Genomic DNA, 26675 nt, shown 5'->3' with positions numbered 1-26675 from the left:
CGTTTCTCGTGGTTGGCGAGCGGCGATGGTAACGGAATGATGGTTGGGGCTGGAAGCGGTTGATCGCCAGAGACCGCATCACGGCTATCGCGGCTGAAGCCCCTCCCACAGGGATCGCCTATCCATGGGGAATGCATGGCCTGTGGGAGGGGCTTTAGCCGCGATGCTTTTTACCGCAGCTGCGATTCCGCCAACGTCAACGTGCGCGGAATCCGCCCCGCATCCCAATGCCGAACGCCCCAAGCCAGAATTTCGCTGGGCGTGCCTTCTTCCAACTCAGGCACGACTGGCTGCCCCAGTGCCCGCAATGCGCGCAACAACAACTGCGCCGCTTCATGGGATTCCAGCGGTGGCGAGCGATACGACTTACCCAGTTTGTGGCCATCCGGCTGGATGATCAGCGGCACGTGCAGGTAACGCGGTTGCGGCAGACCGAGCAGTTCCTGCAGGTACAACTGGCGCGGGGTGGAGTCGAGCAGGTCGGCGCCGCGGACGATATCGGTAACACCTTGCCAGGCATCGTCGAGCACCACCGCCAGTTGATAGGCATACAACCCATCGCGGCGGCGGATGACGAAGTCGCCCACGTCACGACCCAGGTGTTGGCGGTATTCGCCTTGCACGCGGTCGTTGAAGTGGTACTCCAACTCCGGCACGCGCAAGCGAATGGCGGCATCTTCCTGGGCGTGCCCGGCGTTGCGGCAAAAGCCGGGGTACACGCCTTGGTAGCCTTCAAGCTGTTTGCGCGAGCAGGTGCAGGCGTAGGCCAGGCCTTGGCTGAACAGGCGTTGCACCAAACTTTCATAGGCCTCGTGGCGTTCGCTCTGGCGCACCAGTTCGCCGTCCCATTCAAAGCCGTAGCTTTCCAGGGTGTGCAGAATCGCGGCTTGGGCGCCGGTTACTTCGCGGGGCGGGTCGATATCTTCCATGCGCAGCAGCCAGGTGCCGCCGCAGGCTTTGGCGTCGAGGTAGGAGGCGAGCGCTGCCACCAGGGACCCGAAGTGCAGGTAACCGCTGGGCGTCGGGGCAAAGCGCCCGATGTAGGCTTTGGTGGTCATACGCGAAGAATAGGCATGGCAGAAATGAAGCGGGGCGCCTAAGCGCCCCGTTCTCAGATCAGGAACCGATCTGCTTTTCTTTGATTTCCGCCAGGGTTTTGCAATCGATGCAAAGGGTGGCGGTAGGGCGGGCTTCGAGGCGGCGGATGCCGATTTCGACGCCGCAGGAATCGCACCAGCCGTAATCGTTGTCTTCGATCAGTTGCAGGGTCTGGTCAATTTTCTTGATCAGCTTGCGTTCACGATCACGGGCACGCAGTTCCAGGCTGAATTCTTCTTCCTGGCTGGCACGGTCGGCTGGGTCTGGGAAGTTGGCTGCTTCGTCCTGCATGTGATGCACAGTCCGATCGACTTCTTGCATCAGCTCGAGTTTCCACTTGCCAAGAATAGCGGTGAAGTGGGCACGCATTGGCTCACTCATGTACTCCTCGCCCTTTGTTTCTTTATAGGGTTCGAAGCTACGGTTGAGTGGGTCGTTCTTTGCTTTTGCTTTGGTGGGCATGGATGACCGCCTCTTAAAAACTCTCTAATCCACTGCGCAGGATTACTGTCCATTGCCGTCATTTATGCCGGCCCTGCGGCTGCAAGCGGGCGAACTTACCAGATCGCCCTCGGGTATGCCACTCCCGGTTGTCATCGTGCTGCTGTTTAGCCAACTGGTTGGGTAGAATCGCCGCCTGAACTTATATAAAGGAAGGCCGATGACTTCGCCCTACAGTGCTCGCAGCCGCGCTATCGAGCCTTTTCACGTGATGGCACTGCTGGCCCGGGCCAATCAGTTGCAGGCCGACGGCCATGATGTGATCCACCTGGAAATCGGCGAGCCGGACTTCACCACTGCCGCGCCGATCATCGCGGCCGGCCAGGCAGCCTTGGCCAGCGGCCACACACGCTACACCGCGGCGCGTGGGTTACCGGCCCTGCGTGAGGCGATTTCGAGTTTCTACGCCCAACGTTACGGATTGAGCATAGACCCCGAACGCATCCTGATTACGCCCGGCGGATCGGGGGCATTGTTGTTGGCCACCGCCTTACTGGTCGACCCCGGCAAACACTGGTTACTTGCGGACCCCGGCTACCCCTGCAACCGTCACTTCCTACGCCTGGTCGAGGGCGCCGCGCAGCTGGTGCCGGTCGGTCCCGAGGTGCGTTACCAACTGACCCCTGAACTGGTCGACCGCCATTGGGACCGCGACAGCGTAGGCGCCCTGGTCGCCTCGCCGGCCAACCCGACTGGCACCCTGTTGTCGCGTGACGAACTCAGCGGCTTGTCCAAGGCACTCAAGGCCCATGGTGGTCATTTAGTAGTCGACGAGATCTACCACGGGCTCACCTACGGAACCGACGCCGCCAGCGTGCTGGAAGTGGACGACGACGCCTTTGTGCTTAACAGTTTTTCCAAATACTTCGGCATGACCGGCTGGCGCCTGGGCTGGCTGGTGGCGCCGCCGCAGGCGGTAGGTGAGTTGGAAAAGCTGGCGCAGAACCTCTATATCAGCGCGCCAAGCATGGCCCAGCATGCGGCCCTGGCCTGCTTCGAGCCGGCGACCCTGGATATTCTTGAACAGCGCCGTGGCGAATTCGCCCGCCGTCGCGACTTCCTGCTGCCAGCGTTGCGTGAGCTGGGTTTTGGCATTGCCGTCGAACCCGAAGGCGCCTTCTATTTATATGCAGACATCAGCGCCTTCGGCGGCGACGCCTTTGCCTTCTGCCAGCACTTCCTGGAAACCGAGCACGTGGCCTTTACCCCAGGCCTGGATTTCGGCCGTTACCAGGCCGGCCACCACGTACGCTTTGCCTATACGCAAAGTCTGCCGCGCTTGCAGGAAGCGGTGGAACGCATTGCCCGCGGCCTGAAAACCTGGCGGCCCTGATGCAGTTCAATCCACCGCTTGAGCAAGGTCGCCTGCTGCGTCGCTACAAGCGTTTTCTCGCCGATATCGAAACCAGCAGTGGCGAGCTGCTGACTATTCACTGCCCGAACACTGGCTCGATGTTCAATTGCATGGTGGAGGGCGGCGCGGTGTGGTTCAGCCGCTCCAGCGACCCCAAACGCAAACTGCCCGGCACCTGGGAGCTGGCGGAAACGCCGCAAGGGCGCTGGGCCTGTGTGAACACCGCGCGGGCCAACCCGCTGGTGGAAGAAGCGCTGCGCGAGGGCGTGATCAGCGAACTGGCCGGGTTCACCACGTTGAAACGCGAGGTGCCCTATGGCGAGGAAAACAGCCGCATCGACTTTCGCCTGGAATACCCCAGCGGGCCGGCCTATGTCGAAGTGAAAAGCGTGACCCTGGGTTTTGACGGCACCCCGGTGGCAGCCTTCCCCGATGCCAAGACCCAGCGCGGCGCCAAGCACCTGCGTGAACTGGCCAGCCTGGCGCGCCAGGGTATTCGTGCGGTGCAGTTGTATTGCGTGAACCTCTCCGGTATCGACGCCGTGCGCCCGGCCGAGGAGATCGACGCGGCCTACGCGGCGGCGCTACGTGAAGCGAAGGTGGCGGGGGTGGAGGTGCTGGCGTATGGCGCCGAGCTGACGCCAACCGAGATTCGTCTGACCCGGCGGCTGGCTGTCGAGCTGTAAACCCTAGTTCGGCAAGGTGACCCAGATACCGCTGCCATCTTCGCGGCAGGGCAGGGCGGTGAGCGATTCGCCCTCGCAGGGCCCCGTCACACATTCCCCCGAGTCGATCAGAAACAGCGCGCCATGCCGTGCGCACTGGATCAGGCTACGGCTGCTGTCGAGAAATTCGTCCGCCTGCCATTCCAATGGCACGCCCTTGTGCGGGCAGCGGTTGAGGTAGGCGTGCACCTGGCCTGCTTTGCGCACGGCCAACAGCCTTGTCCCGCCCAACAAAAAGCCCCGGCTCTGACCTTCGGCCAGAGATTCCGGGGCGCAGAGAAACTGCATAGTCGCCTCCAGGTGAGCGGGGATTATCCCGCGCGCCTGGGGTAGGCGATAGTCAGATTTCCCAGATCGGGTTTTAGATTTCCCAGATGAAATTGACTGCGGCGTGGCGGCCAGGCTGGGAGTAACGGTCCAGACCAGTGTTCAGCGAGCTCAGGCCTTGAACGTCGCCCCACTGCCAGTATTCCTTGTCACCCAGGTTGTACAGGCCGGCGTTGACCGAGAACTCTTGGGTGACTTGCCACCAACCGTTCAGGTCGAGCAGGCCGTAACCGGAAGGCTCGTACTGATCAGGCGTGCCCTCTTCCTCGGCCGAGCCATTGTTAACGCGATCTTTGGCCGCTACCAGGGTCCAGTTCAGGCTGCCGCCAAACTTGCCGTTGGGCTCGGCATAGCCCAGACCGAATACGCCTTTCAGCGGGTCTACGCTGTTGATCGGCTGGCCAGTGCCTTCATCTTTGCCGCGAGCGTAGGCAACCGAACCGATGGCTTTCCAGCCGCTCGGCGTCCAACCCAACTGATCAAGGAACAACTCGCCCTTGGCCTCGGCACCACGAATGGTGACGCGGTCTCTGTTGACGTATTGGAAGTCATACAGGTAGCCGGCGACGGCGGACGGAGAGGTTTGCTGTTGATCGATAAAGTCTTTGTAGCGGTTATAGAACAGGGCGGCGCCGAAGCTACCTACGCTGTATTTGCCACGCAGACCGAACTCATAGCTGTCGCTGGTTTCCGCTTTCAACTTGGTGTTGGCCAAGGTGCGGTAGAGGCCTGGGTTGGCAAACTCGCCGAACATTTCCACGGCTTGCGGCGCGCGGAAACCGGCGGCGTATTGGCCGTAGACGCTGTGCTCGTCGTTCACCTGGTAGGTCACGCCGAGTTTGGGCGAAACATGCTCATCCTTGGTGTCGTCCGGATTGGCATCGGTCGCGCGGCTGTTCAGGTATTCCTGAGTCACGTGCGGCTTCATCTCGAAGCGGTCATAACGCAGGCCTGGCAGGATGCTCCAGCGGCCAATGGTCATGTCGTTCTGGGCGAACAGTGCGTATTCCTTGGTGGTTGGGTCCGGGAAGTCGCTAACCGGGAAGACATCACCGCCGAAGCCGACAGGAACGGCAGCACCGGTGGCACGGATGGTTTCCGCGCCACGACGCAGGTCGCTGTTTTCCAGGCGTTTTACATCGAAGCCGTAAATCAGCTGATGGTTGACTGGGCCGGTGGCGAACGCTTTGTCGAATTTGGCATTCAGCACCCAGAGTTTTTCTTCGTAGCTGGAGTCACGGTAGCGATCGCGCAAAGCGCTGGAAACGAAGCGCTCTTGCTCGGTGCGCTGGCGAATCTGGCTGTCTTGGTAGTCCAGATGCCAGTCAACTTTGTCCACCAACAGGCTGTTGAGCTCGAACGTGTGCTGCAGGCTGTAGCGTTCGCGGTCAGTGCTATCAGTGGCGTCCGAAGTACGAATGGTCGCGGTGTTGCTGTATTCGCTAAGTACCTCGGTGTCGGTATCAACCGAGTAACGTTCGTAGGTCAGCTGCAGGCGATCATTGTTGTGGTAGTTCCAGCCACCCTTGAGCAGCAGGTTCTCTGCGCTGTAGTTCTGCGGGTTGGCTTCGCCACGGCTGGCTCCGATCCCGTCGTTGCCGCCGTAGGAGTCGACCTCCTGACCATTGCGGTGGCCGATATGCACCACACCATCGACGTCGCCCAGGCGGCCGGCGACGGTCGCGCTGCGCATGAAGCTGTCATCGGAACTGTCGAAACCGGTTTTCAGGCGGGCGTAAGCGTCATCGCCATCTTCCAGGTAGTCCGCGGCATCCTTGGTCAGGAAGCTCACCGCGCCGCCGATGGCATCGCTGCCGTACAGCGAAGACGCGGGGCCGCGGATGATTTCCACCTGCTTCATGGTGTCGGGGTCGATGTAGTCGCGACGGGCTTCCATAAAAGGACCAAACGCGAAGGCATCCGGAACCGCCACGCCGTCCACTTGCGTCAGCACGCGGTTGCCACCAATACCGCGAATGGTGAATCCCGACAGGCCGAAACGGCTGCCAGTCCCACCTACCGAAACGCCCGGCTCGTAACGCACCAGATCCTTGATGTCTTTGACGTTGTTCTGGTCGATGTCGCGCTCGGTCTGAACCGAAACCGTGCTCGGTACCTCGTCGAGCTTCTGCTCCGTACGGGTCGCGGTCACGGTAACTGTGTCGAATTGTGTCGGTGTCTTTTCGGCGTTATTGGCGGCGAAGGCCAGCGACGGCGAGAGCAACAGCAGGACCAGCCAAGGCTTGTGGGCGAAGGGCGGACGAAGGGACATGGATCTACTCCTAGATCGTTAACGTCGGGTGGCTGCATGGGCCACCGGTTTGATATCGGGGCGGAACGTTAGCGGTCTTGACATGCAAATGCAAATAATTATCAAATGGATTCGTGTTTGTTAGGTGTTGGGATCCGATGCTGCGTTTTTCGCTGTATTTCCTGGTGTCGCTCGCGCTGCATGCGATGGCGAGCTTGTTTCTGCGCGAGTCGGTCGTAGAGGCGGGGCGTGCCCAGGATTTGGCTAAACAGCCTGCGGTGATGCTGATCCAACTGCCGCCTGCTCCGGCACCAGCCACTGTGGCGATGGCCCAGCCGGTTGCCGTCGAGCCGGCCAAGCCGGTTGTGGAACCGGTGGTTGCGCCGACGCCGACGGTGGTCAAGCCGCTGCTCGTCGAGCGCAAAGTCGAGTCTCGGCCGCTGGCAAAAGTGACGCCGCCGCAGAAACCCCAACCGCAGAAAGCCACGCCGCCCAAGCAGGTCGAGCCAAAAGCTGCTCTAGGGCCGGAGCTGGCGAAAGTGGAGTTGCCGAGCGCCGCTACCTCGGCCGGTCAGGCGGCACCGACGCCGGCGCCTGCTGTTAAAGAAGTGTTCAGCAACAAACCGAGTTACCTGCAGCCGCCCACGCAGCCGCATTACCCGAATCTGGCCAAGCGCCGTAATCAGCAGGGCGTGGTGGTGTTGGAGGTGCGTCTGGACGAGCGCGGCCAGCAGCGCGCCTTGCAAATCGTGCGTTCTTCCGGGGTTGAAAGCCTGGATGAAGCCGCACTGGAGGCGGTAGCCGACTGGCATTTCCGCCCCGAAACCGTAGACGGACGAGCAGTACCGAGCCGCGTGCAAATACCTATTGAGTTCGCCCTGACGGCGAGCCGTTGATTGTGATCGAGGAGTTGTCCATGACTAGCCATACTCAGGCTGAAACCCAAACCGCTGGTGCTGCCAGCGATCTGTACCAGGCCTGGCAAACCCTGCGTGGTGAGCAGCCAAAAATGCGTGCCCGCGATGCCGCTGCGCACCTGGCCGTGAGCGAAGGCGAACTGGTCGCCAGCCGCCTGGGCGTCGACACCGTGCGCCTGAACCCGGAGTGGGCCACCCTGCTGCCAGCCCTCGGTGAACTGGGCTACATCATGGCCCTGACCCGCAATGAAGATTGCGTGCACGAGCGCAAAGGCTACTACCGCGACGTGACTGTAATGGCCAACGGGCAGATGGGCCTGGTGGTGTCGCCGGACATCGACCTGCGTCTGTTCCTCGGCGGCTGGGCCAGTGTGTTCGCCATCGCCGAAGAAACCGCCAAGGGCACTCAGCGCAGCATCCAGGTGTTCGACTACCAAGGCGTCGCCGTACACAAAGTGTTCCTCACCGAAGACAGCACCGAAGCCGCCTGGGAACCGCTGGTTGAGCGTTTCCGCGCCGAAGAGCAAAGCTCCGTGCTGGAACTGAAGCCGCTGCCGGCGCCGGTCGTTGCCAAGCCTGACAGCGAAATCGACGTTGAGTCGCTGCGCGAAGGCTGGTCGACCTTGAAAGACACCCACCACTTCTTCGCCCTGCTGAAAAAGCACGAAACCACCCGCACCCAGGCTCTGCGTCTGGCCGGTCGTGAGTGGGCTGAGCCGCTGGCTCCGGCTGAACTGGCGAAGCTGATGGAAACTGCTGGCGCCACCGAAGTGCCGTTGATGGTGTTTGTCGGCAACCGTCACTGCATCCAGATCCACAGCGGCCTGGTGAAAAACCTGCGTTGGATGGACACCTGGTTCAACGTGCTCGACCCCGAGTTCAACCTGCACCTCAAGAGCCATTCGGTGGCCCAATTGTGGCGCGTACGCAAACCAAGCAGCGACGGCGTGATCACCAGCTATGAAGCCTTCGATGCCAATGGCGAGCTGATCGTGCAATTGTTCGGCGCACGCAAACCGGGCATCCCGGAGCTGACCGAATGGCGTGCCCTGGCCGAGGCGGCTCCTGCTCTGCAAGCCTGATCGCCTGATTAGCTAGAACCCAACCAGCCTGTGCCTGCTCTTTGAAAGGCGCTGGCTGGTTTTTTACTGTTTAAGCTTCCCCCAAGAATTAAAAGGAGCCTTTCATGCGTGTGACTGCCCGTGTTGCCAGCCTGTGCTGCGCTGTTCTTCTGAGTCAGTCGGTGGTTGCCGCCGATGCCTTGCCACAGCGCTGGGTGAGTGCCGGTGGTTCGATCACTGAATGGGTGGTTATGCTGGGAGGTCAGAGCAAACTGGTGGGCGTCGACACCACCAGCCTGCACCCGATCGAATTGAAACAACTGCCGAGCATTGGCTATCAACGCCAACTGGCCGCTGAAGGTATCTTGAGCCTGAAGCCGGACTTGCTGCTGGGCAGCGAAGAGATGGGCCCGCCGCCGGTGCTGGCGCAGGTGAAAAGCGCCGGGGTGACGATTGAATCGTTGTCGACCAAAGCAGACGTGCCGACCCTGGAACACAACCTTGCCCGTATCGGGGCGCTGCTCGGTGATGAACCGCGTGCGGCGAAAACACTGGCCGACTATAAGCAGCGTCTGCACGCCCAGGCGCAATGGGTGAAGGTTGCCCAAGCCGGCAAACCTGCGCCCACTGTTTTGCTGTTGCTGTCCCATTCCGGTAGCAGCCCGATGGCGGCTGGCCAAGACACTATCGGTGCCTGGCTGATCGAGCAGGCCGGTGGCCGGAGCATCACCACCCACACCAGCTACAAGGCGCTGTCGACCGAAGCTCTGCTGGCGCTGGACCCGGAAGTAATCATCTTCGCCGACCGCAGCATCGCCGGCCCGGAAGCCAAGGCCGCCTTGCTCAAGCAGAACCCGGCGTTGGCCGCGACGCGTGCGGCGAAGAACGACCGCTTGCTGGCGCTTGACCCGACGCTGCTGGTCGGTGGTCTCGGCCCGCGTGTGCCGGATGCACTGGCGGTGCTGGGTGCAGCCTTCTATCCTGCCGCGCAACCCCTGACTGCCGACGCTAAGCCGCAACCATGAATCCAGTTGTTCTTCCGCGCTCACTGTTTATTGCACTGGGCCTGTTGCTGGCGCTCGCGCTGCTGTTGTCCCTGGCGCTCGGCCCGGTCAGCCTGCCGTTGCTCGACACCTTCAAAGGCGCGCTGCGGGTATTTGGCGCGCCCATTGGCGGCGCCGAGCTGGAACAGGCCGAACTGATCATCGGCCAGATCCGTATGCCGCGTACCTTGTTGGGGCTGGCGGTCGGTGCCGTGCTGGCGCTGTCCGGCGTGGCCATGCAGGGCCTGTTTCGCAACCCGTTGGCGGACCCAGGTTTGGTCGGTGTCTCCAGTGGTGCTGCGCTGGGAGCGGCCATGGCCATTGTGGGCGGCGCCTGGTTGGGCGGCCTGCCGGATGCCATTGCGCCGTATCTGTTGTCGGTCAGTGCGTTCGCCGGCGGGCTGGTGGTGACGGCGCTGGTGTATCGCCTGGGCAGCCGCAATGGCCAGACCAGCGTGTCGACCATGCTGTTGGCCGGTATTGCCCTGACGGCGTTAGCGGGCGCAGTGATCGGTTTGTTTACCTATCTGGCCGATGACGCCACGCTGCGTACCTTGACGTTCTGGAACCTGGGCAGCCTGAACGGCGCCAGCTATTCGCGATTGTGGCCGTTGTTGGTGGTCACCATTGCCGTCGGCCTGTGGTTACCAAAACGCGCCAAAGCTTTGAATGCCTTGCTGCTGGGCGAGTCGGAAGCGCGGCACCTGGGATTCGAGGTTGAGCGGGTGAAACGCGAGCTGGTGTTCTGCACGGCGTTGGGTGTTGGCGCGGCAGTCGCGGCGGCGGGCATGATCGGTTTTATCGGTTTGGTGGTGCCGCACTTGGTGCGCTTGCTGGTGGGCCCGGATCATCGCGTGCTGCTGCCTGCGTCGGCGCTGGCGGGCGCGGCGTTGCTGCTGTTTGCCGACGTGTTGGCGCGCATGGCGTTGGCCCCGGCTGAACTGCCCATTGGCATTGTCACGGCGCTGATCGGCGCGCCGTTCTTCCTTTATCTGTTGTTGCGAGGTCGCGCCTGATGCTCCGTGCAGAGAATCTGGCCATTCAGCGTGGCAGTAAGTTGGTGCTGAGCGGTATCGATCTGGCCTTGCAGCCGGGCGAAGTGCTGGGCGTGCTAGGCCCCAATGGCGCCGGCAAAAGTACGCTGCTTGATGCCTTGAGCGGCGAGCTGAAGCCGAGCGAGGGGCATGTGACGCTCGACGGTAAGCCCTTATCGACCTGGGTCGGGCCCGAGCGCGCTCAGCGCCTGGCCATCCTGCCGCAGACCTCGACGCTGAACTTTGCTTTTCGCGTGGAAGATGTCGTGGGCATGGGCCGTTTGCCCCATGCAACCGGCCGCGTGCGCGATCAGGAAATCATCGCCGAGGCGCTGGGCGCTGCGGACGCCGGGCACCTGGCGGGGCGCAATTACCTCGAGCTGTCCGGCGGCGAACGCCAGCGCGTGCATTTGGCGCGGGTATTGGCGCAGTTGTGGCCGGGCGCGGCTGGGCAGACCCTGCTGCTCGACGAGCCGACCTCAATGCTCGACCCGCTGCACCAACACACCACCTTGCAAGCGACGCGCAACATCGCCGCCAGTGGCGTGGCGGTGCTGGTGATTCTGCATGACCTGAACCTGGCGGCGCGTTACTGCGACCGTGTGTTGTTGCTGCAGGGCGGTCGCCCCCATGCGCTGGGTACGCCCCATGAAGTGCTGCAGGCCGAGCCGCTGCAAGCGGTGTTCGACTTGGAAGTGCTGGTGCAGAACCACCCCGAGCGGGGTCACCCGCTGATCATTGCCCGTTAGTTTTTAAGGACCTGTCATGCGTTTTGTTTTGTTGTTTTGTGTGTTCCTTAGCGGCTGCCAAGCGTTGCCACCGCTGCCTACGTGGCAAGCGCCGAATGGTCGCGACCATGCCGACCTGGGCGTCATCCGCGACCTGCACAGCGGTGAGCAATTGACCCCTGAACTACTCATCGAACGCCTGGCACCCGCGCCGCGCGTGTTGGTGGGCGAGCAGCACGACAACCCCGATCACCATGCGCTGGAGTTGTGGCTGCTGCAGGCGCTGGAGCAGAAGCGGGCGCAAGGCAGCGTGCTGATGGAGATGCTCAACCCGGACCAGCAGGCCAAGGTTGATCAGGCCCGTGGCCACGAAGTGGCGGACCTGCCCGCTGCCCTGGCCTGGCAGAAAAACTGGGAATGGTCGATGTACGGGCCGATCGTGCGGCATGCCTTGGCGCAGCCGTATCCGCTGTTGGCGGCTAACCTCGATCGCAGCGAGATCATGGGCATCTACAAAACCAGGCCAGTGCTGGCGGGCTCGGCGTCCACCGCGCCAAGCGTGCAGGCGCCGCTGCTGGAGCAGATTCGCGAGTCCCATTGTGGCTTGCTGCCGGAAGAGCAGTTGCCCTCGATGCTGGCCGTGCAGCAGCAGCGTGATCGGCGCATGGCGCAGCGTCTGGTGGCCGCACCACAGCCGGCGTTGCTGTTTGCCGGGGCATTCCATGTGCGTCGCGATCTGGGCGTGCCGTTGCACCTTGGTGATCTGGGCGCGGGGCAGGGCAGTGTCAGCCTGGTGTTGGCCGAAGTGGGCAAGCCGGTGCCGGCGACCAGCGCAGATTATGTCTGGTACACCCCGGCGCTGCCGGACAAAGACCACTGCGCGGAGCTGCGTCGCTAAGCGCTAGTTACTGCTGACTGAAACCCGCTTCGGCGGGTTTTTTATTGGCCTCGGACGGTACTTTTTCGCAGGCAAAAAAAGACCCAGCAAGAGCTGGGTCAAAAACCGTGATTAGCCTGATGAGGAGATAATCTGAAAAGTCCGACTGAAGGTCTCTCAGAATATCGACTGATCTCGCGACCAGTTGTGATAATAATAACAATTCTCATTTCATAGTCAACACTTGATTCGCATCTTTTTCCTGGCCCGGCAAAAACGCCGCTACAGAAACAAAAAACCCGGCGCCAGGCCGGGTTTTGTAAGGGGTTGCCGATTACTCGCTGGCGGGTAGACGCAGCTGGGTGACTTCTTTGTTCAGCAGGTCGATGCGCCGCGCCATGCTCTCGATCAGGCTGTGGGCGATGCGCGGATTGCTCTGCGTCAGACTGAGGAACTGCTCCTTCGGAATAACCATCACGGTGCACGGCTCGCTGGCCAGAACGGTGGCGCTGCGCTTCTCGCGGGTGAACACCGCCATGGCACCGAAGATTTCGTCCTTCTGTACGTCGCCGACCTTGTGCCCATCCACGTACGCCTCGGCGTGACCTTCGATGATGATGAACACGTGATCCGCTTCGTCACCCTGGTGAATCAGCTCTTCACCGGCGGCGAAATGCTGGAAGCCGGTGGCGGGGCGAATTTCCGGTTGCTTCAGGCGCGCCAGGGCGTCGGACAGCAAGGCGGTGTGGCCAATCAGGTACTGCACGAACAGTTCCAAGCGCACTTCACTGGCGTAGATGTGTTTGAACACTTCAGTGCGGGTGTATGGCACCAGGCTCAGGGGCTCTTCGCTGCTGTAACGGCAGGTGGGGAATTCGATGCCCTGGCGCAGACCGAACAGATCGCCTTCCTGCAGATAGAACAGTGGACGCTCGTCGACCAGCGCATGCAGCAGACCATTCTCGATGATGAACAGCTGGTTGCCCGGCAGTTCTTGCGAGAGGTCGTCAGTACGTTCCAGACGCACCGTGGCGCCTGAAGGCGCAAGCCCTTCCAGCAGTTGCGTGGGGATGCCTTGCAGTCGGTTGATCAGCTGGTCGGCGTAGGCCGGTTGCTCCCCGAGTAGGTACATACAGTAATTCCTTGAACTGGCTGGGCTTACGAGAACGCACGAAGGTCCCTGAAACAATAGTTCGCGCCCGCCCTGGCGTAAATCGTTGAGCGTAGAGGATGTGAGCTAGCTCTTATTGTTGGGTGGCATGGCGTCAAGTTGGCCATTCAACTCTGCTTTATGGGCCGGTGGCAACTCATTCCAGTGCACATCCAGCAATGCGCCCTCAATGGCGTACAACAAAACCTTGGATGCTCGGAAACCTCGGGCCTGCACGGCGCGATAGGCGCCCACCGCGCCCAGGCGGCGCAGGTCGGTTGCGCTATGGATGCCGACGGCATGCAGCCATTGCGATGATGTTTTTCCCAGATTTTTCAGGTGTTGCAGTTCGTCGTTCATCGCGCCTCCTTGGCTGCCGTACATAGCCCGCCGCTACCGGTGTGGCGGGGACCCTGCCACGAAGTGTAGCGGCCAGTGGATAAAACGTGGCTGTTTGATATCTCCCCACGCTTGCTGCAGTACCGGGGCCAAGTCGGTGACCGGGTCGTGACCATTTTTACGCTCCCACAGCTGGCTGGCCGACCAGGTGCGCAGGTAGCCCAGCAGGTGCTCGAAGCTCCATTGCGCCTGCATGGCGAAGGCGGGCACCGGGATCGCCGCAAATGGCAGGTGAATGTCGCTGTAGCCCGCGTCGATGCTGGCTCGCCCACTGGGCCAATAGCCGCCCAGGGTCTGCCAGTAAAAACGATTGATCACGCTGTCGACCGCATCGTCAATGCGCATCAGCCCATAACACCAGGCGCAAAACAGCCCGCCTGGTCGCAACAGGCGCTGTACTTCGGCGAAGAAGTCGGCGCTGGCAAACCAGTGCAGGGCCTGCGCGACAATCATCAGGTCCAGACTTTGGTTGGCCAGCGGCAACTGCTTGGCGTCGGCGGCAAAGCGCTGTACACCGGCCAGTTCACGGCTGGCGCTGAGTTGTTCAACACTGGCATCGCAGGCCAGCACCTGTTGAAAGTGCGCGAGAAGTGGCTGGCTGGCTTGTCCGGAGCCGCAGGCAACATCCAGCGCGCTATCGGTGTTGGGGCTATTGGCCGCCAACCAGGCGAACAGTTCGTTGGGGTAGCGCGGACGAAAGCTGGCGTATGCATCGGCACGGGCGCCAAACAGCTGGGAGATTTCAGTCATTTGTCACTGCGCCGGTAGCGCATGCGGGTGCCGAAATTCAGCGACATGAGAATTTCGTCGGCACTCAGCTCGACCGGAAAATACGCCCCGGATATTTGCGCGTGGGCAATGCTCGCGCCTTCCATGCGCGTGTTGCGCAGGTCCAGTCCGCGCAGGTCGGCGCCACGGAAGTAGCCGTTGGTGAAGTTGATGCCGTCAGCATCCAGCAGGCGCAGGTCCAGGCCACGGAAGTCGCCATCGGTGAGGTCGACATCGCCGCCTTGTGCCTTCTTGGCGTTGAAACCTTCAATGTCTTCGTTGTGCAGCAGGGCGTACAGCGCGGTGTGCAACTGGAGCGGCTTGGTCATGACGGGGTACCGATGAGGGGTTCATCGGCAGTATAGAAGCGATGCCCGGCTCTGCTCGCAGCCGGGCACGCTTCTGGCGCGGGCCTTAGAGGCCCGGCAGACGTTGGCGGATGCGCTCGATCAGGGAGTCGAGGCTGGCGCTTTCATGGGTGTTCACTTGCTTGGTCTGCGCCAGCTCCTCGGCATCCAGCGCTTCGCGGCTGGCTTGCTGGGCTTTGACCACTTCCAGCGTTGCATCGGACGGGTCCTTGGCAGCCGCCTGACGTTGCGCCAGCCAGCTGGCGATGACGGTTTCCGGCGCCTGGCAATCGAGAATCAGGAACGGTGCGCCGGTTTCCTGGGCTACATCCCGCGCGGCATGGCGCTGAGCCTGTTTCAAGTAGGTGGCGTCGATCACCACTGGGAAGCCTGCGTGCAGTGCGGCACTGGCCAATTGGTGCAGGCGTTGGTAAGTGGCGGCACTGGCGTCCTGGCTGTAGATGCCGGCAGTCAGCTGGCCTTTTTCGGCGGCTTGCTGCTCACCGAACAAGCGCTTGCGCTCAACGTCGGAGCGCAGTCGGATGGCGCCAAGAGCCTCCACCAGGCGCATGGCTACGTGGCTTTTGCCGACAGCCGAAACGCCGTGGGTAATGGCCAGCAGGCGCGAAGGAATGGCGCTGTAGCTTTCTGCCAGGGCGGCGTAGCTGCGGTACTGACGCAGGATCACCGCGCGCTGCACCGGGTTTTCTTCCTGGCCGAGACGGAACAGGCCGACCTTGGCGCGCACCATGGCGCGATAGGCTTTGAAGAAATTGAGGATTTCCAGGGCGTCGTAATCGCCAGTCTGCTCCAGCCAGGCGCTGATGAAACGTCGAGCCAGCGGTTTGAGATTGCGGTCTTCGAGGTCCATGGCCAGGAATGCGGCATCGGCTGTCACGTCAGTGAGGCGGAAGGGTTCGTTGAACTCGATGCAGTCGAACAGCACCACCTTGCCATCCACAATGGTGGCGTTGCCCAGGTGAATGTCGCCGTGGCATTCGCGGATAAAACCTTCGGTACGGCGGCGCTCGAACAGCGGCTGCAGGCGCTCGAAGCTGGCATCGGCCCAGGCTTGCAGGGCGTCGAGCTGGACCAGGTCGGCCTTGTCGGACAGCATCGGGCGGATCTGCTCAAAGTTCTGCGTCACCGGCGCCATGATGGCCGCAGAGCTGGCCAGGGGGTGCTCGGGGGCTACCCGCGGGGCGTTGAGGTGGAAGTGTGCGATCTGACTGGCCAGGGCATCGATATGGTCAGTGGTCAGTTCGCCGCGGCTCTGCACTTCGGCCAGCAGTTGGCTTTGCGGGAACTGGCGCATCTTCAGCGCGTATTCGATGACCGGGCCGTCGCCGTTGAGTTGGGGTGCTTCGGCGCTGCCAGTGATGGGCAGCACTTCCAGGTACAGGCCTTCGGTGAGGCGCTGGTTGAGGCGCAGCTCTTCGTTGCAGAAGTGCTTGCGGTCATCGAGGCCGGTGAAATCGAGAAAGCCGAAATTCACCGGTTTTTTGATTTTGTAGGCGAAGGGACCGGTCAACACCACCCAGGAGATGTGCGTTTCAATGACCTGGAAGCTCTCCACCGGATGGGGGTAGAGGGCCGGGTTCTGCAGGGCAGCGATCAGGGTTTGGCTCACGGTCTTTCCTTGAATAACGGGCAGGATTCAGGTCGCCATTATGGCGGCTGTGAGCGAGTGTGCAAACCGCTGGGAGGCGTCTGTCTGGCCCAGGCAAAGTGCGTATAATGCGCCGCCATGACACGTACCCGATCTTCTCGCCCCTCTCGTTCGCGCCCTAAATCCCGTTCTGGTGGCATGCGCCCCTGGCTGGGTTGGCTGCTCAAACTCAGTCTTGTCGGCCTGGTGGTGGTGGCGGGTTTCGCTGTCTACCTGGATGCCGTGGTGCAGGAGAAATTCTCCGGCAAGCGCTGGACCATTCCAGCCAAGGTGTACGCCCGGCCGCTGGAATTGTTCGTGGGCCAGAAGCTGGCCAAGGACGACTTCCTGACCGAACTCGATGCCCTCGGTTATCGCCGTGAAACCACGGTGACCGGCCCCGGCGCGGCGGTGGTGGGTGGCAATACCATCGACCTCAATACCCGTGGCTTTCAGTTTTACGAAGGGGCGGAAGCGGCGCAGCGTATTCGGGTGAAGTTCTCCGGTGATTACGTCGCCGGTCTCACTCAAGCCAGTGGCCAGGACCTGGCGGTCGCCCGCCTGGAGCCGCTGCTGATTGGCGGCCTGTATCCGGCGCACAACGAAGACCGCATTCTGATCAAGCTCGACCAGGTGCCGCCTTACCTGGTGGAAACCCTGGTGGCGGTGGAAGACCGCGAGTTCTTCCACCACTTCGGTGTGTCGCCAAAATCCATTGCCCGGGCCTTCTGGGTCAACGCCAGCGCCGGCCAGATGCGCCAGGGCGGCAGTACCCTGACCCAGCAGTTGGTGAAGAACTTCTTCCTCACCAGCGAGCGCAGCCTGACCCGCAAGGCCACCGAAGCGATGATGGCGCTGTTGCTGGAGCTGCATTACAGCAAGCAGGAAATCCTTGAGGCCTACCTCAATGAAGTATTCCTCGGCCAGGACGGGCAGCGTGCAGTGCACGGATTTGGTCTGGCCAGTCAGTACTTCTTCAGTCAGCCGCTGGCGGAGCTGAAGCTGCACCAAGTGGCGTTGCTGGTGGGTATGGTCAAAGGCCCGACCTTCTACAACCCGCGGCGCAATCCGGACCGTGCGCTGGAGCGCCGTAACCTGGTGCTCGACCTGTTGGCCGCACAGAACGTGGTCACCGTGGAGCAGGCTGAAGCGGCGAAGAAGATGCCTCTGGGTGTGACCAAGCGCGGCAGCATGGCGGACAGTTCCTATCCGGCCTTCCTCGATCTGGTCAAACGCCAGCTGCGCCAGGACTACCGCGACGAAGACTTGACCGAAGAAGGTCTGCGCATTTTCACCAGCTTCGATCCGATTCTGCAGCAGAAAGCCGAAACCGCACTGCGCACCACCCTGAAGGGCTTCAAAGGCCGTAAAGGGGTGGATGAAGTGGAAGCGGCGATGGTGGTGACCAACCCGGAAAGTGGTGAAATCCAGGCCATGCTCGGCAGCCGTCAACCGCGCTTCGCTGGCTTCAACCGCGCTCTGGATGCGGTGCGCCCGATCGGCTCGTTGGTCAAACCGGCGGTGTACCTGACGGCGCTTGAGCGCCCAAGTCAGTACACCCTGACCAGCTGGCTGGAAGATGAAAATTTCTCGGTCAAAGGCAAGGACGGTCAGGTCTGGACGCCACAAAACTTTGACCACAAATCCCACGGCACCATTTACCTGTACCAGGGCCTGGCGAACTCCTACAACTTGTCGACCGCCAAACTCGGCCTTGAGCTGGGCGTGCCGAACGTGCTGAAAACCCTTGAGCGCTTGGGCGTGTCGCGCGAGTGGCCGGCGTTTCCGTCGATGTTGCTGGGCGCCGGCGCGCTGGCGCCGATCGAGGTGGCAGGCATGTACCAGACCCTCGCCAACGGTGGCTTCAACACGCCGCTGCGCGGTATCCGCAGCGTGTTGACCGCCGAAGGGGAACCTCTCAAGCGTTATCCGTTCCAGATTCAGCAGCGCTTCGACCCAGGTGCCATTTACCTGGTACAGAACGCCATGCAGCGAGTGATGCGTGAAGGTACCGGGCGTTCGGTTTACAGCCAGTTGCCGGCCTCGCTCAATCTGGCCGGTAAGACCGGCACCAGTAACGACTCGCGTGACAGCTGGTTCGCTGGTTTCAGCCAGGACTTGCTGGCTGTGGTGTGGATGGGCCGTGACGACAACGGCGGCACGCCGTTTACCGGCGCCACCGGCGCGTTGCAGGTGTGGACCGGTTTCATGAAGCAGGCCGACCCGTTGCCACTGAACATGCCGCTGCCGGATAACGTGGTGCAGGTGTGGGTGGATGCCAACAACGGCCAGGGCTCCGATGCCAGCTGCCCGAACGCGGTGCAGATGCCGTATATTCGCGGCAGCGAGCCGGCAGCCGGTACCGCATGTGGCGGGCAAGCGCCCGCCGGTGAAGTGATGGACTGGGTGCGCGGGTGGATGAATTAAGTGATGAGGTGCTCAGTGAATAAGTGGTTGATTCCCGCATTAGTGGCCACCAGCCTGCTGACCGGTTGTGCCAGCGTTCAGCGCGGTTCGATTCCGGTTGTTGATTCCGGTGCGCCGCTTTCCAACGAGCGTCCTGCGGCCAATGGCCGGGCATCTACTGGTGGTGGTTACGCCCAGACGCCGCAGTCGCAAAGTCAGGCTGTGCCACAAGATTCGGGCGTGGTGGTGATGGTGCCAGGGCAGGGCAGGGCGGCAGCGCCGATCCAGACCTACCCGGCCGGTGGTTCCTCGGTCAGCAGTGCGCCGATTACCCCTGGCGGCATTACCCCCGGCCCGATCACTACCGGCCCAGGCGTGGGCAGCACCTACACCCCGTCAGCACCTGTAGCGCCGAGTGGCATTCCTTCGGCAGGCGGTCTAGCGGCTGATGAACAGTTGGATGGCCCGGTGCTGGCGCTGCTGACCACTGCACAACAGCAGCAGAGCAGCGGCGACCTCAATGGTGCCTCGTCGAGCCTGGAGCGTGCCCAGCGCATCGCCCCGAGCGAGCCGCAAGTGCTTTACCGTCTGGCTCAGGTGCGTCTGGCTCAGGGCGACGCCGCCCAGGCTGAGCAAGTGGCGCAACGTGGTTTGACTTACGCCAATGGCCGCCCGACCCTGCAGGCCAGCCTCTGGGGCTTGATTGCGCAGGCTCGCGAGAAACAAGGCAACGCTTCCGGCGCCGCGCAAGCGCGTCAGCGGGCTCAGGTAAACCTGTAATGGATCGGCGTTTACCCGCGTTGGCGGATCACCTGTTACTGATCGAGCGCGAGCTGCGCGAGCAAGGATGGTGGGCGGATAGCCCGCCCTCGGCCGAGGCGTTGACCAGCGTCGAGCCGTTCTGTGTCGACAGCCTGGCGTTTGAGGAATGGTTGCAGTGGATCTTTCTGCCGCGAATGAAGCTGATCATCGAAAGTGATCAGCCATTGCCGTCGGTGTCCGGCATTCGGCCGATGGCAGAAATGGTCTACGCCGCCAACCTCGGCAAAGCCAAGGGGCTGCTGGTGCTGCTGGGGGAGTTTGACGGCTTGATTGGTGCCGCCAGGGCCTGACCTAGCGGGGTAAAACGGCGCGCAACGCCAGGTTGCGCGCGTCGATCACTTGCAGTTTTCAGCGATGCCTTTCTGGCTTTCGGCAATCCGGCTCTGACGCTCTTCTTCAGTCAGGCGACGCATCTCGCCATTCACCTCAGCGGTCAGGCGCGGGTTGTTTTGCAACTGGGCCAGGTTGGTCCGCGTGCCTTCGCAGTACTTCTTCATCTGCTCTTCGCGCTCAGCGACTTCTTTTTTAACCTTCTCGTCGATGGCCTTCTGCGCCGGATCATCTGCCGAGCCCGGGGTGGGCAAGGTGGGCAGAGGCTGTGGAGCGGGTTTGGGTTGGGCCACGCCGGTATTGATCGGGGTGGCGTCCTGGCCTTGCGGCGGCTGGGCACCGAAATGGGTGTTGCCCTGTGCATCGACCCATTTGAAAACCTGGCTGGCCGAAGCAGTAGCGCTCAAGGCGAGCAGCAGGCTGCCGGTGATAATCATGCGTCGCATGCGGTGTCCTTCTGATTAACGGCGGAACGTGGTGCTAACTATAACCAAATCCGGCCGCTCGTCACCCTGCGCCATGTCACAGCTGTAAATCGAAGAAAGCATAACGGATGACTTGACTTGAGCGCGCTGAATCCGAACAATTCGACGTTCGCTGTAGTGGAGTCGGCCGCAAGCAGGCTTTAGCTCAGCAGACATGAGGCGCATACCCGTGCCGACCTGTTACACCCGCAACGCGTTACCTCGCGCTGGGTGGGAAAACCCCGAAACACTCAGGGGCCTTCCCAATACTTGCTCAAGTAGTAGCTGGCGTAGTCGGCGACCACCGTCGCTCATGCTCTGCTTGGCGGTAAACCTATTCGGACCCGTTCTTTTCGAGCGGTTCTCTAAGCGTTTTAGAGGTGAACAACGTGGAGCTTTTATCTGGCGCTGAAATGGTCGTCCGCTTTTTGCGTGACGAAGGCGTTAAGCATATCTATGGGTACCCAGGTGGTGCCCTCCTGCATATTTACGATGCCCTGTTCAAAGAGCCGGAAGTGAGCCACATCCTGGTTCGCCACGAGCAGGCTGCGACCCACATGGCTGACGGTTATGCCCGTGCCACCGGTAAAGCCGGTGTGGTACTGGTGACCTCCGGCCCAGGCGCGACCAACGCTATCACCGGTATCGCGACCGCCTACATGGACTCCATTCCGATGGTGATCCTGTCCGGCCAGGTCCCGAGCAACATGGTCGGCACCGACGCGTTCCAGGAAACCGACATGATCGGTATCTCCCGGCCTATCGTGAAGCACAGCTTCATGATCAAGCACGCGTCGGAAATCCCGGAAGTCATGAAGAAGGCTTTCTATATCGCCCAGTCCGGCCGTCCAGGCCCGGTAGTGGTCGATATCCCGAAAGACATGACCAACCCGGCGGAAAAATTCGAATACGTCTACCCGAAAAAAGCCAAGCTGCGCTCCTACAGCCCAGCGGTTCGTGGCCACTCCGGCCAGATCCGCAAAGCGGCCGAAATGCTGCTGGCTGCCAAGCGCCCGATTCTGTATTCGGGTGGCGGCGTGATCATGGGCAACGCAGCTGAGCCGCTCACCGAGCTGGCGAAAATGCTCAATCTGCCGGTGACCAACACCTTGATGGGCCTCGGCGGTTTCCCTGGTACCGATCGCCAGTTCATCGGCATGCTCGGTATGCACGGTAGCTACACCGCCAACCTGGCGATGCACCACGCCGATGTGATTCTGGCTGTTGGCGCGCGCTTCGATGACCGTGTAATCAACGGCGCCTCGAAGTTCTGCCCGAACGCCAAAATCATCCACATCGACATCGATCCAGCGTCGATCTCCAAGACCATCAAGGCCGATGTGCCTATCGTTGGCCCGGTCGATAGCGTGCTGACCGAGATGGTCGCGATCCTAAAAGAAATCGGCGAAACCCCGAACAAAGAAGCGGTGGCCAGCTGGTGGAAACAGGTAGATGAATGGCGTGCCGGCGGTGCCCTGTTCCCGTTCGAGAAGGGCGATGGCAGCATCATCAAGCCGCAGACCGTGATCGAGACCCTCAGCGAAGTTACCAATGGCGACGCCTTTGTGACTTCCGATGTGGGCCAGCATCAAATGTTCGCTGCGCAGTACTACCGCTTCAACAAGCCGAACCGTTGGATCAACTCCGGCGGTCTGGGCACCATGGGCTTCGGTTTCCCGGCGGCCATGGGCGTCAAGCTGAGCTTCCCGGATGACGACGTTGCGTGCGTTACCGGTGAAGGCAGCATCCAGATGAACATTCAGGAACTGTCCACCTGCCTGCAGTACGGCTTGCCGGTGAAGATCGTCAACCTGAACAACGGCGTGTTGGGCATGGTTCGCCAGTGGCAGGACATGAGCTACAGCGGTCGTCACTCGCACTCCTACATGGAGTCGCTGCCAGACTTCGTCAAGCTGGTCGAGGCTTATGGCCACGTGGGTATCAAGATCACCGATCTGAAAGACCTGAAGCCGAAGATGGCCGAAGCGTTCGCGATGAAAGATCGTCTGGTGTTCCTCGATATCCAGGTCGATACCAGCGAGCACGTTTATCCGATGCAGATCAAAGACGGCTCCATGCGTGACATGTGGCTCAGCAAGACGGAGCGGACATAATCATGCGACATATCATCTCCCTGCTTCTGGAAAACGAACCGGGTGCACTGTCCCGCGTAGTGGGTCTGTTCTCCCAGCGTAACTACAACATCGAAAGCCTGACCGTGGCGCCAACCGAAGACCCGACGCTGTCGCGTCTGACGTTGACCACCGTTGGTCACGATGAAGTGATCGAGCAGATCACCAAGAACCTCAACAAGCTGATCGAAGTGGTCAAGCTGGTGAACCTGTCGGAAAGCGCCCACATCGAGCGCGAACTGATGTTGGTGAAGGTTAAGGCGACGGGTGCTCAGCGTGCTGAGATCAAACGTACTACCGATATTTTCCGTGGCCAGATCGTGGATGTGACCAGCAGCGTCTACACCATCCAGCTCGCGGGAACCAGCGACAAGCTGGACAGCTTCATCCAGGCCGTGGGCACTAGCTCGATTCTGGAAACTGTCCGCAGTGGCGTCACCGGCATTGCCCGTGGCGACAAAGTTCTGAGCATCTAACTCATTTAGCGCGAGGCCCCAGCGGGCCTCAGAAATCAGGGGAAATTCATGAAAGTTTTTTACGATAAAGATTGCGACCTTTCGATCATCCAGGGCAAAAAAGTAGCCATCATCGGTTACGGCTCCCAGGGCCACGCCCAGGCTTGCAACCTGAAAGACTCTGGTGTTGACGTGACTGTGGGCCTGCGCCCAGGTTCCGCCACCCGCGCCAAGGCTGAAGCTCACGGTCTGAAAGTGGCTGACGTGCCGGCTGCCGTTGCTGCTGCCGACTTGGTCATGATCCTGACCCCGGACGAGTTCCAGTCCCAGCTGTACAAAAACGAAGTCGAGCCGAACATCAAGAAAGGCGCCACCCTGGCCTTCTCCCACGGCTTCGCGATTCACTACAACCAAGTCGTACCGCGCGCTGACCTCGACGTGATCATGATCGCGCCGAAGGCTCCGGGCCACACCGTACGTACCGAGTTCGTCAAAGGCGGCGGTATCCCTGACCTGATCGCTGTTTACCAGGACGCTTCGGGCAACGCCAAAAATGTTGCGCTGTCCTACGCTTCGGGCGTTGGCGGTGGCCGTACCGGTATCATCGAAACCACCTTCAAAGACGAAACCGAAACCGACCTGTTCGGCGAACAAGCCGTACTGTGCGGCGGTACCGTTGAGCTGGTTAAAGCTGGCTTCGAGACCCTGGTTGAAGCGGGCTACGCGCCAGAAATGGCCTACTTCGAGTGCCTGCACGAACTGAAGCTGATCGTTGACCTCATGTACGAAGGCGGTATCGCCAACATGAACTACTCGATCTCCAACAACGCCGAATACGGCGAGTACGTGACCGGCCCGGAAGTCATCAACGCCGAATCCCGTCAGGCTATGCGCAACGCTCTGAAGCGCATCCAGGACGGCGAGTACGCCAAGATGTTCATCAGCGAAGGCGCTACCAACTACCCATCGATGACCGCCAAGCGCCGTAACAACGCCGCTCACGGTATCGAGATCATTGGTGAGCAGCTGCGTTCCATGATGCCTTGGATCGCTGCCAACAAGATCGTCGACAAAGCCAAGAACTAAGGCTATCGATGTCTAGAAAGAACGCGGCTACGGCCGCGTTTTTTCGTTCTAGGCTAAGGCTTCTGGTATAAAGCGTCAGGGCCACGCCCCGCTGAACCCTGTGTCAGCCTATTGGTCGAAAACTTTCCAAACCGTTGCAAGGTGTTGTTCATGAACGAACGTCCCGAGGAACCGGCTACCGGTCCCGATGCAGAAAGCCTGCTGCCAATTGATGAGCATGTTGAAGAAGGTCATGACGCTGAAGGACGCAAAGTGCGTCATCGCGGCATTTACCTGCTGCCCAACCTGTTCACTACCGCCAACTTGTTTGCCGGTTTCTACGCAATCATCAATGCCATCAACGGCAACTTCTATGTGGCAGCTGCAACGGTATTCGTTGCCATGGTGCTCGATAGCCTGGATGGTCGTGTTGCTCGCTTGACCAATACGCAGAGCGCATTCGGTGCCGAGTACGACTCCCTGTCGGACATGGTGGCTTTCGGTGTGGCGCCGGCAATTCTCGCGTTCGAGTGGGCGTTGGGCAGCATGGGTAAGGTCGGCTGGATGGTCGCCTTTATTTATGTGGCTGGCGCGGCGTTGCGCTTGGCGCGGTTCAATACCCAGATTGGCACGGTCGATAAGCGCTACTTTATTGGTCTGGCCAGCCCCGCAGCGGCGGGCGTGGTTGCCGGTACCGTATGGGCGTTCAGTGACTTCGGTATCCAGGGCTCGAAGATGTCCTTTGTGGTTGCCTTGATGGTCGCAGCTGCGGGTATGTTGATGGTCAGTAACATCAAGTACTACAGCTTCAAGGATCTGGATCTGAAGGGGCGCGTGCCGTTTGTGGCGATCCTGGCAGTGGTATTGGTGTTCGCCGTGGTATTCAGCGATCCACCGCGTATTCTGCTGCTGATCTTCCTCGCCTATGCTGCTTCCGGCCCTGTGCAGTACCTGCTGCGTTTGCGTCGCCGTAAAACTGCCGAGTGATGTAATTTCCCCCGAGCTCCGCGGTCTATTGGCGCGTCAGTCACTGATAGTCGCGGAGTTCTCATGTTGATCAAAACCCCTTCTGCTTCCGCGTCGCGCGAAAACGACGTCACGCCTGAGTCGATTTACCTCTCCCGCCGTTCATTCTTTGCTGCCGCTGGTGGCGCTGCAGCCGCGTTGGCGTTGCCTCATTCTGTACAGGCGGATGCGTCGCCCTATGCGGATGTCGAGCCAGCGCAAGCGCCGGGCTGGTTCACCGATAAATTGAAAGCGGCGAAATGGCAGGCAGTGACGGCGGGCAATGAGACCCTCACTCCCTATAAAGACGCCACGCACTACAACAACTTTTACGAGTTCGGGTCGGACAAAGGTGATCCGGCGCGCCTGGCCGGCGCATTTAAGCCCGAGCCGTGGACCGTGATGGTTGATGGTGAAGTAGGCAAGCCGGGTCGTTATTCAGTCGAGGACCTGTTCAAAGAGCAGCAGATCGAGGAGCGCATCTATCGTCTGCGCTGTGTAGAGGCGTGGTCGATGGTGATTCCCTGGTTGGGTTTTTCATTGGGCGATGTGCTCAAGCGTTTTGAGCCGACGGCAAATGCCAAGTACGTGCGCTTCGAGACCATCGTTGACCGCGAACACCTGGAAGGGCAGAGCTCCAGTTTCTCGTTGATCGATTGGCCTTATATAGAAGGCTTGCGGCTGGACGAGGCGATGCACCCGTTGGCGATTCTAGCGGTCGGCATGTATGGCCGCGTGCTTCCCGGGCAGAATGGTGCACCGTTGCGCTTGGTGGTGCCGTGGAAATACGGGTTCAAGAGCATCAAGTCGATCGTGCGGATCACCCTGACTGCCGAGCAGCCGAAGAATACTTGGCAGGCTCTTGCGCCGGATGAGTATGGCTTCTATGCCAACGTCAATCCGGCAGTCGACCATCCGCGCTGGACTCAGGCCCATGAGCGGCGGTTGCCTAGCACCTTGTTCAGTCCGAACGTGATGCCCACCCGGCTGTTCAACGGCTATGACGAAGTGGCCGGGTTGTATGGCAACCTGGATTTGCGGACGAACTACTGATGCGATATCGGCTTTGGCGTGTAGTGGTGTTCTGTGTGGCGCCGATTCTTCCGCTGTTTTGGCTGTATCAGGCGTGGTCGTTTGCGCTCGGGCCTGATCCCGGCAAGGTATTGGTTGATCGTCTGGGATTAGCGGCATTGGCACTGCTGCTAATCACCCTGGCGATGACGCCCTTGCAGCGGCTGAGTAGCTGGGGTGGCTGGCTGGCGGTTCGACGCCAGCTCGGGCTCTGGTGTTTTGCCTATGTAGTGCTGCATCTGTCGGTGTATGCGGTGTTTGTTCTTGGTCTGGATGGCGGGCAGTTGCTGATCGACTTGCGTAAGCGACCTTATATCTTCGTGGGCGCCTTGGCCTTTCTGGGATTGCTGGCGTTGGCGGTAACTTCCAATCGTTGGAGCATGCGCAAGCTCGGTCGTCGCTGGAAGGTCCTGCATCGCTTGGTCTACGCGGTATTGGCGTTAGTGCTGCTGCACATGCTCTGGGTGGTGCGCGCAGATATAGAGGAGTGGCTAATTTATGCGACGTTTGCAGCGTTCCTTATGGTGTTGCGTATTCCTGGGGTTCTGGCGCGCTTGAACCGCTGGATTAGTGGCTTTCGAGCTAAATCGCAAAACTTGTCGCAATAATGCCTTGACGGTATTTTGTGGGTGCTTATAATGCGCACCACTTCCGGCGCGGAAGGCTCTTAAAACTTCAAGCTAATCAATAAGTTAGC

At 60.8% G+C, this 26675-nt stretch carries 27 protein-coding genes; 17 read left to right on the top strand and 10 right to left on the bottom strand.

Annotation, left to right across the window (positions count from 1 at the left end):
* Positions 1-170: 170 nt before the first annotated feature.
* Positions 171-1058 (bottom strand): tRNA glutamyl-Q(34) synthetase GluQRS, encoded by an 888-nt coding sequence (gene gluQRS / locus C8K61_RS26375; protein ID WP_108099999.1) that lies wholly within the window; start codon positions 1056-1058, stop codon positions 171-173.
* Positions 1059-1116: 58 nt separating this feature from the next.
* Entirely contained in the window at positions 1117-1560 is a 444-nt protein-coding gene (gene dksA / locus C8K61_RS26370) for an RNA polymerase-binding protein DksA (RefSeq protein WP_108099997.1), read from the bottom strand.
* A 199-nt stretch (positions 1561-1759) separates the two neighbouring features.
* On the opposite strand from dksA, the gene C8K61_RS26365 reads away from it, so the two are divergent.
* Together C8K61_RS26365 and sfsA are read left to right on the top strand one after the other, a co-directional pair.
* A complete protein-coding gene (locus tag C8K61_RS26365; RefSeq protein ID WP_108099995.1) occupies positions 1760-2932 on the top strand; it encodes a pyridoxal phosphate-dependent aminotransferase in 1173 nt (390 codons plus the stop codon).
* Positions 2932-3639, top strand: a complete 708-nt coding sequence (gene sfsA / locus C8K61_RS26360; protein WP_108099993.1) for a DNA/RNA nuclease SfsA — start codon at positions 2932-2934, stop codon at positions 3637-3639. The genes C8K61_RS26365 and sfsA overlap by 1 nt, the downstream gene beginning before the upstream one ends.
* A gap of 3 nt (positions 3640-3642) precedes the next feature.
* On the opposite strand, the gene C8K61_RS26355 is transcribed toward sfsA, so the two are convergent.
* Both C8K61_RS26355 and C8K61_RS26350 read right to left on the bottom strand, forming a co-directional pair.
* Positions 3643-3966 (bottom strand): Rieske (2Fe-2S) protein, encoded by a 324-nt coding sequence (locus C8K61_RS26355; RefSeq protein WP_108099991.1) that lies wholly within the window; start codon positions 3964-3966, stop codon positions 3643-3645.
* Positions 3967-4039: 73 nt separating this feature from the next.
* A complete protein-coding gene (locus tag C8K61_RS26350; RefSeq protein WP_108099989.1) occupies positions 4040-6277 on the bottom strand; it encodes a TonB-dependent hemoglobin/transferrin/lactoferrin family receptor in 2238 nt (745 codons plus the stop codon).
* Between the two features lie 137 nt (positions 6278-6414).
* Between C8K61_RS26350 and C8K61_RS26345 the strand changes: the two genes are divergently transcribed.
* The 6 genes from C8K61_RS26345 to C8K61_RS26320 all read left to right on the top strand — a co-directional run bounded on the left by C8K61_RS26345 (position 6415) and on the right by C8K61_RS26320 (position 11937).
* Positions 6415-7152: an energy transducer TonB gene (locus C8K61_RS26345; protein ID WP_108099986.1), complete on the top strand. Its 738-nt coding sequence runs from the start codon at positions 6415-6417 to the stop codon at positions 7150-7152.
* Between the two features lie 20 nt (positions 7153-7172).
* Complete coding sequence (locus tag C8K61_RS26340; protein WP_108099984.1) at positions 7173-8255, top strand: hemin-degrading factor; 1083 nt, start codon at positions 7173-7175, stop codon at positions 8253-8255.
* 104 nt (positions 8256-8359) lie between these two features.
* Positions 8360-9259, top strand: a complete 900-nt coding sequence (locus C8K61_RS26335) for a hemin ABC transporter substrate-binding protein (RefSeq protein ID WP_108099982.1) — start codon at positions 8360-8362, stop codon at positions 9257-9259.
* A complete protein-coding gene (locus C8K61_RS26330; protein ID WP_108099979.1) occupies positions 9256-10293 on the top strand; it encodes an iron ABC transporter permease in 1038 nt (345 codons plus the stop codon). The genes C8K61_RS26335 and C8K61_RS26330 overlap by 4 nt, the downstream gene beginning before the upstream one ends.
* On the top strand, positions 10293-11060 hold the full coding sequence (locus C8K61_RS26325) for a heme ABC transporter ATP-binding protein (protein ID WP_108099978.1): 768 nt from the start codon (positions 10293-10295) through the stop codon (positions 11058-11060). Before C8K61_RS26330 ends, C8K61_RS26325 begins: the two co-directional genes overlap by 1 nt.
* A 16-nt stretch (positions 11061-11076) precedes the next feature.
* Positions 11077-11937 carry a ChaN family lipoprotein gene (locus C8K61_RS26320; RefSeq protein ID WP_108099976.1) on the top strand — a complete coding sequence of 287 codons (861 nt, stop codon included), beginning with the start codon at positions 11077-11079 and terminating at the stop codon, positions 11935-11937.
* Positions 11938-12250: 313 nt separating this feature from the next.
* Here the strand turns inward: C8K61_RS26320 and C8K61_RS26315 are convergent, their stop codons facing one another.
* From C8K61_RS26315 to C8K61_RS26295, 5 genes are all read right to left on the bottom strand, one after another.
* Positions 12251-13048, bottom strand: coding sequence for a Crp/Fnr family transcriptional regulator (locus tag C8K61_RS26315; protein WP_108099974.1), 798 nt, complete (start codon positions 13046-13048; stop codon positions 12251-12253).
* Between the two features lie 105 nt (positions 13049-13153).
* Positions 13154-13426: a TfoX/Sxy family protein gene (locus C8K61_RS26310; protein WP_108099972.1), complete on the bottom strand. Its 273-nt coding sequence runs from the start codon at positions 13424-13426 to the stop codon at positions 13154-13156.
* Between the two features lie 33 nt (positions 13427-13459).
* Positions 13460-14215: a class I SAM-dependent methyltransferase gene (locus tag C8K61_RS26305; protein WP_108099970.1), complete on the bottom strand. Its 756-nt coding sequence runs from the start codon at positions 14213-14215 to the stop codon at positions 13460-13462.
* Positions 14212-14562, bottom strand: coding sequence for a pentapeptide repeat-containing protein (locus C8K61_RS26300; protein ID WP_108099969.1), 351 nt, complete (start codon positions 14560-14562; stop codon positions 14212-14214). The genes C8K61_RS26305 and C8K61_RS26300 overlap by 4 nt, the downstream gene beginning before the upstream one ends.
* An 85-nt stretch (positions 14563-14647) precedes the next feature.
* Complete coding sequence (locus tag C8K61_RS26295) at positions 14648-16210, bottom strand: bifunctional aminoglycoside phosphotransferase/ATP-binding protein (protein WP_108099967.1); 1563 nt, start codon at positions 16208-16210, stop codon at positions 14648-14650.
* A gap of 117 nt (positions 16211-16327) precedes the next feature.
* Between C8K61_RS26295 and mrcB the strand changes: the two genes are divergently transcribed.
* From mrcB to C8K61_RS26280, 3 genes are read left to right on the top strand one after another with little or no spacing between them, the layout of a single operon-like run.
* The gene (gene mrcB / locus C8K61_RS26290; protein WP_108099965.1) at positions 16328-18655 is read left to right on the top strand and encodes a penicillin-binding protein 1B; all 2328 of its coding nucleotides are present in this window, start codon (positions 16328-16330) and stop codon (positions 18653-18655) included.
* Between the two features lie 15 nt (positions 18656-18670).
* Positions 18671-19414 (top strand): M48 family metallopeptidase, encoded by a 744-nt coding sequence (locus tag C8K61_RS26285; protein WP_108099963.1) that lies wholly within the window; start codon positions 18671-18673, stop codon positions 19412-19414.
* The gene (locus tag C8K61_RS26280; RefSeq protein ID WP_108099961.1) at positions 19414-19746 is read left to right on the top strand and encodes a YqcC family protein; all 333 of its coding nucleotides are present in this window, start codon (positions 19414-19416) and stop codon (positions 19744-19746) included. Before C8K61_RS26285 ends, C8K61_RS26280 begins: the two co-directional genes overlap by 1 nt.
* A gap of 45 nt (positions 19747-19791) precedes the next feature.
* On the opposite strand, the gene C8K61_RS26275 is transcribed toward C8K61_RS26280, so the two are convergent.
* Positions 19792-20232 (bottom strand): DUF4124 domain-containing protein, encoded by a 441-nt coding sequence (locus C8K61_RS26275; protein WP_108099959.1) that lies wholly within the window; start codon positions 20230-20232, stop codon positions 19792-19794.
* A 407-nt stretch (positions 20233-20639) separates the two neighbouring features.
* Here C8K61_RS26275 and C8K61_RS26270 point away from each other — a divergent pair, with 407 nt between their 5' ends.
* From C8K61_RS26270 to msrQ, 6 genes are all read left to right on the top strand, one after another.
* Complete coding sequence (locus tag C8K61_RS26270) at positions 20640-22364, top strand: acetolactate synthase 3 large subunit (RefSeq protein WP_108100024.1); 1725 nt, start codon at positions 20640-20642, stop codon at positions 22362-22364.
* 2 nt (positions 22365-22366) lie between these two features.
* Positions 22367-22858 (top strand): acetolactate synthase small subunit, encoded by a 492-nt coding sequence (gene ilvN, locus C8K61_RS26265; RefSeq protein WP_108099957.1) that lies wholly within the window; start codon positions 22367-22369, stop codon positions 22856-22858.
* Positions 22859-22906: 48 nt separating this feature from the next.
* Complete coding sequence (gene ilvC / locus C8K61_RS26260) at positions 22907-23923, top strand: ketol-acid reductoisomerase (RefSeq protein ID WP_108099955.1); 1017 nt, start codon at positions 22907-22909, stop codon at positions 23921-23923.
* 150 nt (positions 23924-24073) lie between these two features.
* Positions 24074-24889: a CDP-diacylglycerol--serine O-phosphatidyltransferase gene (pssA, locus tag C8K61_RS26255; RefSeq protein WP_108099953.1), complete on the top strand. Its 816-nt coding sequence runs from the start codon at positions 24074-24076 to the stop codon at positions 24887-24889.
* Positions 24890-24952: 63 nt separating this feature from the next.
* Positions 24953-25960, top strand: a complete 1008-nt coding sequence (msrP, locus tag C8K61_RS26250; RefSeq protein ID WP_108099951.1) for a protein-methionine-sulfoxide reductase catalytic subunit MsrP — start codon at positions 24953-24955, stop codon at positions 25958-25960.
* Complete coding sequence (gene msrQ / locus C8K61_RS26245) at positions 25960-26586, top strand: protein-methionine-sulfoxide reductase heme-binding subunit MsrQ (RefSeq protein ID WP_108099949.1); 627 nt, start codon at positions 25960-25962, stop codon at positions 26584-26586. The genes msrP and msrQ overlap by 1 nt, the downstream gene beginning before the upstream one ends.
* The last annotated feature ends 89 nt before the right edge of the window (positions 26587-26675 follow it).

The sequence above is a fragment of the Pseudomonas sp. GV071 genome, from assembly GCF_003050835.1.
GTDB lineage: Bacteria > Pseudomonadota > Gammaproteobacteria > Pseudomonadales > Pseudomonadaceae > Aquipseudomonas.
Note: the sequence above shows the minus strand (reverse complement) of the source record. Positions and strands in the feature narration are given on the sequence as shown.